Source organism: Acinetobacter sp. ANC_7654 (assembly GCF_056779855.1).
In genome coordinates this window covers 97,811-111,525 of the sequence record NZ_JBWYIR010000011.1, presented here as the reverse complement: position 1 = coordinate 111,525, position 13,715 = coordinate 97,811, and the positions used below count along the sequence as shown (strand labels likewise).

General features: G+C 38.5%; 12 protein-coding genes. 3 read left to right on the top strand and 9 right to left on the bottom strand.

Features of this window, described 5'->3' with window-relative positions; genetic code table 11:
* Positions 1–27 precede the first annotated feature (27 nt).
* Positions 28–1,698, top strand: coding sequence for an FMN-binding glutamate synthase family protein (locus tag AC1M86_RS12385; protein WP_481608072.1), 1,671 nt, complete (start codon positions 28–30; stop codon positions 1,696–1,698).
* Positions 1,699–1,734: 36 nt separating this feature from the next.
* Here AC1M86_RS12385 and AC1M86_RS12380 read toward each other — a convergent pair whose 3' ends face one another.
* The 4 genes from AC1M86_RS12380 to AC1M86_RS12365 are packed head-to-tail and all read right to left on the bottom strand — an operon-like array spanning position 1,735 to position 5,472.
* Positions 1,735–2,763: an alpha/beta hydrolase gene (locus AC1M86_RS12380; RefSeq protein WP_035266046.1), complete on the bottom strand. Its 1,029-nt coding sequence runs from the start codon at positions 2,761–2,763 to the stop codon at positions 1,735–1,737.
* Positions 2,763–3,893 (bottom strand): YdcF family protein, encoded by a 1,131-nt coding sequence (locus tag AC1M86_RS12375; protein WP_481608071.1) that lies wholly within the window; start codon positions 3,891–3,893, stop codon positions 2,763–2,765. Before AC1M86_RS12375 ends, AC1M86_RS12380 begins: the two co-directional genes overlap by 1 nt.
* 10 nt (positions 3,894–3,903) lie before the next feature.
* Positions 3,904–4,938: a UDP-N-acetylmuramate dehydrogenase gene (gene murB / locus AC1M86_RS12370; protein ID WP_481590758.1), complete on the bottom strand. Its 1,035-nt coding sequence runs from the start codon at positions 4,936–4,938 to the stop codon at positions 3,904–3,906.
* 12 nt (positions 4,939–4,950) lie between these two features.
* Positions 4,951–5,472 carry a low molecular weight protein-tyrosine-phosphatase gene (locus AC1M86_RS12365; RefSeq protein ID WP_481590721.1) on the bottom strand — a complete coding sequence of 174 codons (522 nt, stop codon included), beginning with the start codon at positions 5,470–5,472 and terminating at the stop codon, positions 4,951–4,953.
* 113 nt (positions 5,473–5,585) lie between these two features.
* Here AC1M86_RS12365 and AC1M86_RS12360 point away from each other — a divergent pair, with 113 nt between their 5' ends.
* Positions 5,586–6,746, top strand: coding sequence for an iron-containing alcohol dehydrogenase (locus AC1M86_RS12360; protein ID WP_481590722.1), 1,161 nt, complete (start codon positions 5,586–5,588; stop codon positions 6,744–6,746).
* 37 nt (positions 6,747–6,783) lie between these two features.
* Complete coding sequence (locus AC1M86_RS12355; RefSeq protein WP_092767801.1) at positions 6,784–7,227, top strand: acyl-CoA thioesterase; 444 nt, start codon at positions 6,784–6,786, stop codon at positions 7,225–7,227.
* Here AC1M86_RS12355 and dnaX read toward each other — a convergent pair.
* The 5 genes from dnaX to AC1M86_RS12330 form a co-directional block, all read right to left on the bottom strand.
* Positions 7,224–9,350 (bottom strand): DNA polymerase III subunit gamma/tau, encoded by a 2,127-nt coding sequence (dnaX, locus tag AC1M86_RS12350; protein WP_481593689.1) that lies wholly within the window; start codon positions 9,348–9,350, stop codon positions 7,224–7,226. The genes AC1M86_RS12355 and dnaX overlap by 4 nt on opposite strands.
* Positions 9,351–9,468: 118 nt before the next feature.
* On the bottom strand, positions 9,469–9,927 hold the full coding sequence (locus AC1M86_RS12345; protein ID WP_092767797.1) for a copper resistance protein NlpE N-terminal domain-containing protein: 459 nt from the start codon (positions 9,925–9,927) through the stop codon (positions 9,469–9,471).
* A 60-nt stretch (positions 9,928–9,987) separates the two neighbouring features.
* The gene (gene cpaB, locus AC1M86_RS12340; RefSeq protein ID WP_092767795.1) at positions 9,988–10,605 is read right to left on the bottom strand and encodes a metalloprotease secretion chaperone CpaB; all 618 of its coding nucleotides are present in this window, start codon (positions 10,603–10,605) and stop codon (positions 9,988–9,990) included.
* Positions 10,606–10,608: 3 nt separating this feature from the next.
* Complete coding sequence (cpaA, locus tag AC1M86_RS12335; protein ID WP_481608070.1) at positions 10,609–12,339, bottom strand: metalloendopeptidase CpaA; 1,731 nt, start codon at positions 12,337–12,339, stop codon at positions 10,609–10,611.
* 108 nt (positions 12,340–12,447) lie between these two features.
* Positions 12,448–13,707, bottom strand: a complete 1,260-nt coding sequence (locus tag AC1M86_RS12330) for a serine hydrolase domain-containing protein (protein ID WP_481608082.1) — start codon at positions 13,705–13,707, stop codon at positions 12,448–12,450.
* Positions 13,708–13,715 lie beyond the last annotated feature (8 nt).

Sequence of the window (13,715 nt, the reverse complement as noted above, 5' to 3'; positions counted from 1 at the left end):
TACAGTAAAGAACGATGGAAAATAAAAATGGCAAGTCCTGCTCAAGCAATAAGACATAAATTACTGAACACTTTTTTTTCAAGACATTCTGTATGGTTCGCATGTATTATCATCGCCCTGAGTATTACGTGGCTTAGGCTATTTTACAGCCCCCATTATATTTATTATTTTCTATCCGACAGTGTCATTAATATTATTTGGCTACTGACCAGTTTACTCAGTGTCTTAGGCCTATATGATGTACTTCAAAATAAACATTCAATTTTAAAGAACTACCCAATCATGGGGCATTTTCGCTTCTTATTTGAAGATTTCAGACCCGAAATTCGTCAATATTTTATTGAATCAGACCAAGACGCTTTACCCTTTTCAAGAATGCAACGTAGCTTAGTTTATCAGCGTGCAAAGAATGAAAATGCTGATAAGCCTTTTGGTTCAATTATTGATGTATATCAAGATGACTATCGTTTCATTACTCACTCTCTTGCACCGAAACTCCCAGCTGATACCAGCACCTTCCGTATTAAAGTGGGTAATGATCAGTGCGCTCAACCTTATAGTGCATCAATCATGAATATCTCAGCCATGAGTTTTGGGAGTTTAAGTGCTAATGCAATACGCGCACTTAATCTCGGTGCCCACATGGGTCAGTTCTATCATGATACTGGCGAAGGAAGCCTAAGCCCCTACCATCTTGAAAATAATGGAGATATTGTTTGGCAAATCGCCAGTGGATATTTTGGTTGTCGAACTGAAGACGGTCTATTTGATCCTGAAAAATTTAAAGCTCAAGCCAAACATCCCAATATCAAAATGATTGAGCTAAAACTGTCTCAAGGTGCAAAACCAGGTCACGGCGGTATTTTACCCAAACATAAGATTACAGAAGAAATTTCGAAGATTCGTGGTGTTCCTCGTGATCGCGATTGTATTTCCCCGCCAAGCCACCCTAGCTTTAATACACCGATTGAAATGATGCATTTTATTCAAAAGTTACGTGAACTATCAGGTGGTAAACCTGTTGGATTCAAATTATGTATCGGACAGCCTTGGCAATTTATGAGTATTGTCAAAGCGATGCTTGAAACCAATATTGTTCCTGATTTTATCGTCGTAGATGGATCAGAAGGTGGAACCGGTGCTGCACCGATTGAATTTAGCGATAATATCGGAACACCACTGCGTGAAGCGCTCTTGTTTGCACACAATACCTTAGTAGGTGCTGGATTAAGAGATAAAGTAAAAATTGGTGCAAGTGGTAAAATCATCAGTGCTTTTGATATTGCAAGTACCTTTGCCTTAGGTGCAGATTGGGTGAATTCAGCTCGTGGATTTATGTTTGCTGTCGGTTGTATCCAAGCTCAAAGTTGCCATACCAATCAGTGTCCAGTTGGGGTTGCAACACAAGATGCTGAGCGCCAAAAAGCAGTCCATGTACCAACGAAAGCAGAACGTGTTTATAATTTCCACAAAAATACATTGCATGCACTGGCGGAAATGATAGCAGCTGCAGGTTTAAATCATCCGAGCGAAATTAAAGCTCATCATCTCGCGCAACGTATAAATGATCGTGAAATCAAAAATTATGCTCAATTACATTTTTGGTTAGAATCGGGTCAACTATTGAACTGTAAAGATAAAGACGAAGAAAATTTCTATTTCAGAATGTGGAATTTGGCAGATGCCAGCAAATTCTAGTTTCATCAAAAAGGTGCTGAAATCAGCACCTTTATTTTAAAAGTATCCTTTATGACTTTGCGCATGTAAGAATGCTGGGATTAAACCCGTTAATGCTGCCCGTATATCCGCACGCTCATTGATCAACTGATGAGATCCCTCCTCTAACATGAGCAAGGTCTGAAGGCGAAACTTTCTGCGTATAAATTCGATATTATAACGCCAGTCTACGGTTTGATCTTGAGCACCTTGAGCGAGCCAAACTGGAATTCGGCATGCAGGTCGATTTTCCATTTCCAACATCCACTTTGACATTGCTAATATCCAATCCATCCCCATCATACGCGGTTGTAGTGGATCTTTTAGACGTACAAATCTTAAAAATTCAGGATTGTGATTATTGCGTTTAAAATGTCTCGGAACTTCACGTTTAATACGGCGAATGATGCCCAAGCCTACTGGATTATGCCACCATGCTGTTTTTGCAGGTCTGACTAATGGCGACAAGAGTAATACGCGTTCTACAATTGGATTTTTACGTTGTTCAGCAAACTCCAACAAATGATGCATCCAAATTGCACCACCAGTACTCTGTCCGATACCTAGCCATGGTTTAGGCAATTGATCAGCTTGTTTTACATATTGGTGAACCGCATGGAGTACTTGCTGATAATGATCAAAGTTCTGAATGCTGGCAGCATTGCCATCACTTAACCCATGTCCAGGCAAGTCATAAGTTAAAACACTAAACCCTTGATCCAGCAATTCACCAATAATTGGTTGGTAAATCCCACTGTGTTCCAAATAGCCATGCAATAAGAATACAGTACCTTTCACCTGCTCTATGCGAGGTTGATACACCTGCACATGAAGTTTGAACAAAGGCATTTTGATATAACCCTGCCAATAATTCGCTTCAAGACGATCAAGTGCGTAAAGATGACGATAAGCTTGAATCTCTTTCGAAGGAGAATAAGGTCGATTTAAGTTTAAAGGTTCCAACCTTAGTGGTGTTTGTTCTCGATTCGGAATAGGTAAATCGAGTTGTTTCAACACATTTGGATTCAGAAATGGAATATCAGACATTATGGCACCTCCCGACAACTGCTAGAGCCAAACATTACATCTCTGATCGTGGCAAGTAATTCATAATTTGCACGACGACTGTGATCGTAATTTAATTGGCTAGGACGCCATGTTGTCAGCATTGTAGGCATAGGCGCTTCAACAGGAATTGTCTTGATACCGTTCAAAGCAAAAAGACGTCGCGTACGTGTCATATGATAACGATCGGTAATCAGAATCACTGTCGGCGCTCCTCCTTTTTTTTGTAATAATAATGAACTAAAGCGTGTATTCTCACAGGTATTCATGCTGCGTTGCTCTAATAGATTCGCTTCTACGCCACGCGATGCTAGCCAAGCTTGCATGTACGGTGCTTCAACACCACTCAACACAATAGGTAAATCCGTTTGCTTCTCAATCTCAAGTGTTTTTTCTAGTCTAGAGCGTGTATAATCATTAACTACGATATCAATTTTATTATCCCCTAGCGTCAACCCTCCACCCAACACTACTATCGCATAAGGTTTATCCTGTTGATTTGATAAAGTTTTATTTTCATTTTGAATCAACGCGATATCTTTGTAGATTTGCGGATCTAATGTTTGAACATCGTCTTCTTCTAAGGGATGATTTCTAAGGAAAAATTCATATTTTTCCATTAAAGCCAAGCGCTGATTTTTTTCTTCATTGATGGATGAGTTTGTTGAATCAGTTTGGCTTATGGCAACATCACTGGCTGAATCAGGCTGATCAATTGCGAAGACAACATCCTCTTTAGTTTCATTCTTTGTATTTACATCTATAAGCAATTCATCTTTAATTTTTTGTTTTAATAAAACATAGCGAGTTTGAATTTCAGCAAGCTGTTCAGCCCCTTGATCATTCAATTGTTCTTCAATAAGTTTGAGATAAGCTTGTCTTGCAATCCACAATCTTGAACCAGGCTCCAAATCCTCCTTATCAGTTAATGCTGCCATTTGCTGGCTCTTGGCAGCAATTTCGTCAACTTTGATAGGGACAAATGCGTGAAGTGATTTCACAACAAGTGCTGAATAAAATGGTGTATACCAGAAAACCATGAGACAGCCCAAAAGTGCGAATATGATCGCCATCATACGCACCGTTGTCACCATCCAATGTTTTCTAGACATACTGTCCTTTTTATACTAAATGAGATTGAATAGAACCTTTTTGATCGAACAAAACAGGCTCAGGTTCTAATAAAATACCAAACTTATTTAACACATCTTGCTGCACAGAGCGATAGGTTGCCTGCACATCTGTGAGAGATGCATCGGCGTAATTGACTAAAACTAAAGCCTGTCGATCAAACATTCCCACTTTTCCTAATTTTTTTCCTTTCCAGCCTGATTGGTCAATCAACCAACCAGCTGCAACTTTTACGGAACCATCCGCTTGAGGATAGTGTGGAATCGTGGGATGAAGCTGTAAAACTTCCTCAAATTTCGTTTTAATTAAAATCGGATTTTTAAAAAAGCTCCCTGCATTTGGATATTCTGCAGGATCTGGGAGTTTACTTTGACGAATTTTGATCACTTGTTGCTGTAAATTATATGGCGTAATGTCATCGCCCATCGCAGCATTTAAATCTCCATAATGCATTTTGAGTTGTGGGTGTTTAAGTAATTTAAAGATGACCGCAGTAATAACAAACCGCTCAGGGTGATCTTTAAAAATACTGTGTCGATATGAAAAATGACAATCACTCGCTTGGATTTGTACGATTTCATTTTTAGTACGATCAAAAGCCTCTACAAATTCAATAAATTCACCGACTTCAACGCCATAGGCACCGATGTTCTGAACAGGTGCAGCACCCACCCACCCTGGAATCAATGCGAGATTTTGCAATCCATAAAAACCTTGCTCTGTTGTCCATAGCACGAACTCATGCCAGTGACGTCCAGCACCTACTCGAATTGTTACATAGGTATCATCTTCAGCAAGCAGGACAAGATCATCTAAATGTAATTGAACAACCAAAGCATCTAGATACTCGGGAAGCAGCATATTACTCCCCCCAGAAAGTATCATCATGTTTAATTGAGCTTGCTCAGCAAATTGAATTGCTTCTCGCAAATCTTGAAGAGATCGAACAATACAATAATGAGATGCAACAGCATTTAAATTCAACGTATTGAAAGACTGGAGTTGTATATTAGTTTGAATATCAATCATATTTTTATCTTACTCAACGTTTGACTGCTGCAACATTGGTTTTAAGTAACTAATCCATGCTTTACTGTTCGACTCACATTGATCTAAGACCAACTCAAAGCCATCATCTCCACCATAGTAAGGATCTGGTACGGGTTGATTTAAATATGAATGATCCTTGGCACTCATGAGCTCTATTTTTGCTCGCAATTCATGGTTTTGAAATATCTGCGCTGCTTCAACTTGCAGTTTCTGAATATTGACTAGATTTTCATGATCCATCGCCAAGATTAAATCAAATTCCTTAAAGTCTTCAATACGAATCTGTCTCGCACGTAATGAAGATAAATCATACCCTCGTTTCAATGCGTGCTTTTGACTTCGATGATCAGGCGCTTTGTTTGGGTGGTAGTTACTGGTTCCAGCTGAATCAACTTCAATATTTAATTTTTCTAAATCAGCAAAGTGTTTCATTACCACTTCTGCTGTTGGGGAACGACAAATATTTCCTAAACATACACATAAAATTTTGTATGGCATTTTCGTCGTCATCTTCGCCTCAAAAATACATATACTTTCGCAGTGCATATGTTAAGTTATTTAAGGAGTGAATCCTATAGAACTGTAAAACAATAATCTTATTTAAAGCGCAAAAAGGATGTGTGATGAGCCAATTTCAATTTCAAACTGTCGGGAATATTATTTCTGGTTTAGGGAGTATTCAACAGCTTGGCTCAATTTTAAAACAACATCGATTTAATAAAGTTCTTCTCGTCACAGATCAAGGAATGATTGATCATCACCTCCACCAACCTATTCTTCACATTTTCAACGCTACTGGGACTGAGTTCAGTATTTTTTCCGATGTCGTTGCAGACCCTCCTGAGGAAGTCATCTTAAATGCAGTAGATGAAGCAAAACGTTTACACATTGATGCAGTCATTGGTTTTGGCGGTGGTAGCTCCTTAGACGTGGCAAAAATTATTGCCGTACTTGCACACCCCAATCAAACCCAAACGATTTCTGAGTTATATGGCGTCAATCAAGCTCAATCGCCACGATTACCACTTATCTTAGTGCCTACAACTGCAGGTACGGGTTCTGAAGTTACACCAATCTCTATTGTCACTACAGGCAAAACAACAAAAACAGGAATTGTTTCACCCGTTCTGTATGCGGATACTGCCATTTTAGATGCAACTTTTACTCAAGGTCTTCCGGCTCACATCACTGCAGCAACAGGAATTGATGCAATGGTGCATGCAATTGAAGCCTACACCTCAAAACTAAAGAAAAATTTCTATTCTGATTTGCTCGCTAAACAAGCATTGGATTTATTGAATCAAAATTTAAAACTTGTTCTAGAGCAACCCCAAAACCTAGAAGCGCGCCAAAAAATGCTCTTAGGCTCTATGTTGGCTGGACAAGCATTTGCAAATGCTCCTGTTGGAGCTATTCATGCGCTTGCCTATCCTTTGGGCGGGCATTATCACTTATCGCATGGTCATACCAATGCAATCGTGCTTGTTGAAACACTGAAATTCAATGCACCTCAAGCGAAGAAATACTATGCTGAACTGATGCAATGGATTGACCCATATAGCAAAGGCAATACTGATGGCTTATGTGATTTATTTATTGATCATATGGAAAGGCATGTTAGCCAGAGTGGGTTGAGCTTAAAACTCAATGAGCTAGGTGTACAAGAATCAGATTTAGAGATGTTAGCTAATGATGCGATGCAACAAACGCGCCTCTTACAAAACAATCCTAGAGCTCTAAGCTATGCTGATGCTTTAAGCATCTACCAAGCAATTTATCATTAAATGACTCGAAATCTTTAATCAACTTTCTGAATAAAATATGACAACTATTTCAAAAAAAACTAGAGCAGACTATCAATTCTTTTTTCCCATCCAAACCCGTTGGGCTGATAATGACGTGTATGGGCATGTCAATAACGTCACTTATTACAGCTACTTTGACACCGCCGCAAATGCGCTACTTATTCAACACGCACTATTTGACTTTAAAACTTCGCCTATCATTGGACTCGTTGTTGAATCAAAATGTACATATTTTTCTGAACTATCCTACCCCGAAGTGATTGATGTTGCTGTCGCTATCGAAAAGATTGGACGATCTTCAGTGACGTATAGCATTTCAATATTTAAGAAAAATCAATCAGAGCCTGCTGCTCAAGGTTATTTTGTGCATGTATTTGTCGACCGTGACTCTCGTAAAAGTATTGAATTACCAAACTCAATACGCGAAGCCTTAACTACGTTTATGACGAAATCAACTTAAGACTTAAGCTGAATATTATGTAGCTCACCGCCGAAAATTTTTAACAAGTCTTCCACGACGGGTTCTTGATGAATCAATTCTTCAGCACGTCGATATGCCTTTTGCTTACGCTTTTCCTGCAGATCGAAAGGCGTCTCACCGTTTGGTTCGTTGTATTTTACGATTAATTGAGATTTTGAAAATGATTGCTTGAGTGCTGCTTCTAAACTCGGAATGAGTGAGTGCAATAAAGCTTCGTATTTTGCAGGGATATAGAATTCACATGTTCCATCAATTTGACCTTGCATAAGACCTTGTTGTGCTAATTCTTGTACCGCAGGTGTTAATGGACTATTTCTGAACCAATATTCCCACTTTTGAGTATCCCATTCACCTACCAATTCGACAGGCTCAAGCCTTAAAATATCTTGAGGCATTAAACCTTTTAAGCCAGCATCTGCGACAATATTTTTATTCTCATCAAGTAGATCTAGACTTGGGCAATGAGTGCCATTCGATGATCCTTCTTCTTGAACTGACAATTCAGCGCTTTCAGCAGAATGTTCACTTGGCTTAGGCTCTAAAAAGAAAATATTGTCTTGATCAACAATAGAAGATTCAACAGGCTCTGAATTAAAGCTTGCTCCAAATGAAGTCAGCTCAATCTCCCCACTGCCTACCACAGAGTTGGTTAAATTCTCTTGTTTCACTTCAACAGATACAGACTGACCGACATCATCCGCATGATTTAATTCTGTTGAATGCAAGCTTTCAGATTCAGATTTTTCAGGATGAACTGACTCCGTAGGAACAGCCTCATCATCTGATGCCATCATCTGCTGAAATAAGATTAGATCCGTATTTTCCTCATCATTTACATCACGACTACGCTGAATCGAACTCGTATTATTCTCAGGCGAACTGATTTTCGATCCTGCCTCTTGATGATCAGCCGATATAGATTCTGAATTCTCTGTCGAAATCTGATTGAAATTTTCAGCTTCTTTTAAGACATTTGATTGTTCTGGAGGTGCTTGAGTGGTCAGCTGCTCATTATTCGCCATCGGGCGGAATGCCAACAACCTGAGCACACACATTTCAAAGCCTTGCTCTTGAGTCACTGCAATTTGTAATTCAGCACGACCTTTACATGCAATTTGATAATACAATTGTAGATCTTGAGCAGAAATCATGCTCGAAAGCTGCATAATTTTCTGATTAATCTCAGCACTATATTTTAAACTCAAGTCTGGTAAGTATTGGAGTAAAGCCAACTCATGTAAAGTTGAAATGAGTTGATCCAACACCAAAGAAACATCAAGTGCTTGTTGACGGAATTGGAGTAATAAAGCACTGACTTTAGCACGTTGATTTTGATGTATCGCCAAAATAAGGTCGAAAATAATCGTGCGATCAATCAAACCCAGCATTTCTTTCACATCTTGGTGGTGAATCGCACCTTGCCCATATGCAATTGCTTGATCTGTTAGCGACAGTGCATCACGTAAAGAACCTTGTGCTGACTCAGCGATCTGCCAAATCGCATCAGCTTCCGCATTAATTGATTCTTTAGTTAAAATTTGTGTGAGATGTGAAGTGATTTCATCAACCGCCAATGGGCGTAAAGTAAATTGCAAACAACGTGAAATAACCGTAATTGGAAGTTTTTGAGGATCTGTCGTCGCAAATAAAAATTTGACATGTTCAGGCGGTTCTTCAAGTGTCTTGAGTAAAGCATTGAAAGAATGTGTGGACAGCATGTGTACTTCATCAATGAGATACACTTTAAAACGACCTTGCGTTGGTGCATAAGGTACGTTATCCAATAATTCTCGTGTATCCTCAACTTTGGTTCGGGAGGCTGCGTCAATTTCAATTAAGTCTATAAATCGACCTTCATTGACTGCGGTACACGTTGGGCATACTTCACACGGTGTAGATGTTACACCTGTTTCACAGTTCAGACATTTAGCAAGAATCCTTGCAATCGTTGTTTTACCAACGCCACGCGTCCCCGTAAAAAGATAAGCATGATGCAGTCGACCACGCTCTAAAGCACTGGTTAATGCACGCGACACATGGTTTTGACCAACCAATTCTAAAAAATTACGTGGACGATATTTACGCGCAAGAACCTGATACATGAATGCTCCCTAATTACAGGACTAAGCATACTGTTTTTTTTGGCAAGAGTGAATGCGTTACAGATCATTCATACATTCAAAAAACAATTTAAACCCAACTCTTTTTTCTTGGGAAAATTTAACCTGTTAAATTCAAACTAAAATCATCAAAATTTTCGTATTCCTCACCAGTCCCATCGATACGAATTTCTAGCATTTTGTTGACCAAATCGACAAGAATGATATTTCTGGTTGGAACACCGTTTAATTGAATCAAAGACTTCTCAGTATTAATGAATTTGAACTGACCTTTGATTTCTTCTGCTTGGTTATGACCGCTTAGACTTAATCGTGACAACACATACGTTTGGTCTGCGTTAAGTTGTAAATCAACAGCCATACCAGGACAATCATCACAACGCGAAAAACACCCCATACATGGCGTAGTACCTTGATATAAACCAATATATTGAGGTGTTACTTGATTTTTTATTGAATCATTCTGTTTCAAGAGTTGATTTGATTGCGTGGACTGATCGCAAGAAGCCATATGAATCGACGATATCAAAACGAATGGGATGACAGTACTACGGCGCATAATCACAAATCAATTTTAACAATTTTGTGAAAATTACCATATCTCAAGTCTGCATATGAATCAATGCGTATGTTGGTGCACGTGAACCCCATCATCATGTAAAACTTGATCAGGGTAAGCGAGTCCAATCCCTTTAATTACTTCAGCAAAATATGACCCTTTATCTGTATAAACTTTAATAATTGCATATTGATCTTCAATACTTTGAGTAATCGTAAAATAGTTTAGATCAGCAGGATAATCCTCAAATTGCCCCTTATATCTCACAATTCCATCCTCAACTTGTTCAATCTCAGTAATTTCGGCCACACGATTGATACCAAATTGCAAAAGTTTCAAGGGAAATTTACTGCCCTCTTTCATGCTCGCCACTTGATCAGGGCTAAACTTAAATAAATAACCCGTGTCAGCCCGATGCTGAAAACTTTCTGGAAGAATCATATGCCGTTCAACATTTTGTTCTAGTACAGGCATAAGCTCAGGCATCAAATGAGAACTCGATGACTCATTCTTATTTTTAAGGCGTTCGTCATGAGCATAAACATTTTGACCCAGTTCATTTTCAACTTGATGCTGCTGTAAGCTTGCAGATGGTTTGTCTTTTTCGGGTTTTAGATATAACGTAAATGTAGCAGTCACAAAAACTGCTACACCCAATAAAATATAAATTACTTTCATATATTATTTGAATAGCGACACTGCTTTAGCATTTTTATTAATCATAGTGACAGCATCACGATCATTCGTACCCCCTAATTGGTATCCATACTTTGGATGGAATAAATCTGGGCTTGAGAAATAAGAGATACTATTACCTCCCATAATCGTACTACCCAAAGGATGCTCCAAACCACGTGCTGGCCCAGCGGTATCATGATGATTAACCCCCATATTATGACCGAATTCATGTCGTAAAACCGTGATTCCACAGTTAATACTTCCACTACCGATCATATAATTGGAGTTAGGGTTTACAAGTAAGTACGCTAAACCACAGCCCTCTTCATCACCTTCATAATATATAGCATCAGCTTTTAAGCGATTACGCTCATTCTGAATAACTTTGTCCACACGACCAATATCAAGGACATTGTTTAATGTTTTAGAACCTGGTGTTTTATATTGCAGATAACCAACGTTGCGTAGATAAAACTTGGCATTTGAATTCTCTGCAGACACATTGGTTAGGTCAAAGCCTTCAATCAATCTAATTTTCGCTGCATTTGCACCTAATTTCTCTGTAACAGCAGGACTACTCACCAAAAGCATGTCAATCGTTGAACTATCAGCTTGCCATCCTTGAGATGTATAGACAAAACGTTGCGTTTCACCAGTTTGAATCGTTTGTCGTAAATTATTGGATGCCTGAATTGTGCTGCTCCACGCCGCTCCAGAACTTATGATTATCTTGTCATTGATTTGAGCGCGATCAGGTAAATTAATTACTGATTGCCAATTTCCATTTGCCAACTTAACACGTGTCACTGGTTGTTTAGGATCAGGAACTTTTTGATTATTTAAATCTTTCGCTTGTATCACACGTTCTGGTGCAGAAACTAAAATCCACTTCGCTAATTCTTTTACAAACATAAATTCATATCGTTCACCTCTATTTAGTTTTAAAGTTGCTGAGGTATTGATATTCTGATTTGCAATAGTAGCTTGCCATGTTGCAGTCGACTTCACGATCACACGATCACGGTCATATGCTGAACTTGGTAATGTGAATTGTGACACCCAGTTTCCATCACCAAAAATAATTTCAGTTAAAGGGCTATCTGTTTTATTTAACTGAGTACCCACTGAACTAACATTTAGTTGTCTCGGCTTGATATATTCAGGCACCCATTTTTTTAGATTTTGATTAAATACAAACCAATAGCGATCTCCTTTTTTTAAATTAAAATTACTCGAAAAAAGAAGATTTGTTGTATCAATTGATGAATCCCTGCCTGCATCAGATTCAATCAACATTACCGTATTGTTAGCAACATCGCTCGGCAATACTATTTTCTTTGCCCAAGCGCCATCTTTTAGATGAACTCGCTGTATTGTTTGTTGATTAGATATAATATTTTGTACACTTGAATTATCTAAAATGACACTGGGTGTACTGTTGATTCGCCATTTTTTTAAAGATTCACTATAAATAAAGTCGAATGTGTTTCCTTTATTGATTTGAATTGATTCAAGGGGAATATCAATATTGGAAGTATCTAGATATGCCGCATATCCCGCCGATGAGGAAATTCTAATCTTGTCATTATTTTTTGGATTGTTTGGCAGATAGATTTGTTTCGTCCAATTTCCATCACGCAATTCGAATTCTAATTCAGCATAACCGCTCGGAATCTGCCCGCTTTGCTGATTTTGGTTTGGTGTAAGTACTGTACTTGCCACAACACCACTCATCAAACAACCCATTAGTAAAAAGGTAATTTTTTTATTCATCATGTCACTATTTGTTTATTTTAGTTAAAGTTAGTATACATTATAAATACAAATTCTCCTTTGTAAATGTTAAAACCATCCCTTTTTACCATTATTAATGTGATCCACACATCTTAATGCCTCTTGCGATAAACTCCACAAACGATAATCCCCTGTAATTGACCCAACAGGATAATTATGGGTATAGGCAAAGCTTAATTTTCTTTCAGGATCACACCAAGCCCCTGATCCGTTGTAGCCCATATGACCAAATCCATTTTTTGCACTTTTACCCAGCGTGATAACTCTGTGATAACCCAAACGCCAATGCATAGGTATTGGCATCACCTTGTCTCGATCATAGCTTTGAATTTGCGAAAGTTGTTTGAATACAAGTGGCTTGATAAATTGTCTTGATTCGAACTGACCATAGTGCGCCATCATGGCATAGATTTTCGCTAAACTTCTGGCTGTAAAGACACCATTAGCAGCAGGAATGGGTTGAGTCAGAACACGATCATCAAAAAAGCTAAACCCCTTCATTCCCTTTGGAATCATTGCATCTATAAAATCATCAGGATTTTGACCAGAATATTGAATGATACGATCCGAAAATGAAACTTTCTGTTTTTTCTTCTTTTGTTGTGCAACTTGAGTAGTTGATGACTTTTTTTCAATATTTGTTTTTTCTAGAGGTTTGGCTATTCTTGAAAGTTGATCCTGAGGGACACCAAAATAGGCACCATCTAATTGCAGTGGTTCTACTAAATATTGATTCATCAGCTCAGAAAGATTTTGCTGAGTCGCTTTTTCAATCAGCCCTCCTAATAACCAGCCATACGTAAGTGCTTGATATGCATAATTTGAATTGGGTTTAAAACGTGGTGTCGCGCTAGCCATCACATTGAGCATGTGATCCCAGTCTGCCATTTCAGATGCTTGAGCAATGACATTTCTAACATCATATAAACCACTACGGTGACTCAATACGTCAGCCAAAGTAATCTCAGATTTTCCATGTTCAGCAAATTCTGGCCAATAATCAGCTATGGGTTGACGATAATCTAATTTCCCTTCACTCACTAGAATATGCGACAAAGTCGCTAAGATCCCTTTTCCGGTGGAATAGCACATCGCCATCGTGTCTTCTGACCACTCTTCACTCGAAGACTTTTTTCCAACATAAATATCAACCACTTTTTCTTGACCATAATATACAGCCAATGATGCACCACCTTGTTCAGTACGAGAGTCTTGTAAACGACTAAATAAATGTGCCAAATCTGCAAACTGATGGTGAACGATACCCTTATAATTATGTGTGTCAGCGTAAATTAAATCTTTTAGAATTTTCATCT

Coding starts and splice junctions, on each gene's coding strand:
- AC1M86_RS12345 (WP_092767797.1), bottom strand. CDS start 9,927: ATGCGCCGTAGTACTGTCATCCCATTCGTTTTGATATCGTCGATTCAT.
- AC1M86_RS12375 (WP_481608071.1), bottom strand. CDS start 3,893: ATGTCTAGAAAACATTGGATGGTGACAACGGTGCGTATGATGGCGATC.
- cpaA (WP_481608070.1), bottom strand. CDS start 12,339: ATGAGTGGTGTTGTGGCAAGTACAGTACTTACACCAAACCAAAATCAG.
- AC1M86_RS12365 (WP_481590721.1), bottom strand. CDS start 5,472: ATGACGACGAAAATGCCATACAAAATTTTATGTGTATGTTTAGGAAAT.
- AC1M86_RS12385 (WP_481608072.1), top strand. CDS start 28: ATGGCAAGTCCTGCTCAAGCAATAAGACATAAATTACTGAACACTTTT.
- cpaB (WP_092767795.1), bottom strand. CDS start 10,605: ATGAAAGTAATTTATATTTTATTGGGTGTAGCAGTTTTTGTGACTGCT.
- AC1M86_RS12355 (WP_092767801.1), top strand. CDS start 6,784: ATGACAACTATTTCAAAAAAAACTAGAGCAGACTATCAATTCTTTTTT.
- AC1M86_RS12360 (WP_481590722.1), top strand. CDS start 5,586: ATGAGCCAATTTCAATTTCAAACTGTCGGGAATATTATTTCTGGTTTA.
- AC1M86_RS12380 (WP_035266046.1), bottom strand. CDS start 2,763: ATGTCTGATATTCCATTTCTGAATCCAAATGTGTTGAAACAACTCGAT.
- dnaX (WP_481593689.1), bottom strand. CDS start 9,350: ATGTATCAGGTTCTTGCGCGTAAATATCGTCCACGTAATTTTTTAGAA.